1 protein-coding gene is annotated in these 545 nt (G+C 50.1%); it reads left to right on the top strand.

From position 1 onward, the window contains the following. Window positions 1-545, top strand: a 545-nt coding sequence (locus ACFFNX_RS52630; protein WP_378213914.1) for a hypothetical protein, incomplete at both ends; no start/stop codon positions are given.

The following is a 545-nucleotide window of genomic DNA, read 5'->3' as shown; positions in this document are numbered from 1 at the left end:
TAACGAATCTGACTGAAAGCCAGTTTGGTATAGGCACACCGCGCAGCATGTTTCCGTGGAATTTGTCCGGCACCTATGTACAGGTGATCCCATATATCTATTCCGTGGATGCCGGGGGCAACGAGTATAACTTCCTCGCGGATTACTATCGCACCACCCAGGAGCTGGCTTCAAACATTTTCCGTAAAGGCTATCAGTGGCCGTTCCACGCCACGCGGGTAATGGATTTTGGCTCCAGCTTGTTAGATATGGCAGTAGCGCAAGAGCAGCAACATGGTCGTCAGGTATTTATGGATTTCAATCGTAATCCAGAACCTGTGCCGGGTGACCTACCGTTCTCATTAGATCGACTGGACGACGACGTTCGCGCGTATCTGGAAAATAACGACGCTCTGGCACCATCGCCCATCGAACGCCTGCAACAAATGAATCCTCTGTCTATCTCGCTGTATAAGATGCACGGTTACGATCTCATCACGCAGCCATTGCAGTTTGCCATGAATAATCAGCACATGAATGGCGGCATTGAAGTCGATATCTGGGGA

Origin of the sequence: Actinoallomurus acaciae (assembly GCF_042429965.1) — a bacterium.
Taxonomy (GTDB): Bacteria; Actinomycetota; Actinomycetes; order Streptosporangiales; family Streptosporangiaceae; genus Actinoallomurus; species Actinoallomurus acaciae.
The sequence above is the reverse complement of the archived record's forward strand: the minus strand, read 5'-3'. Positions and strand labels throughout refer to the sequence as shown.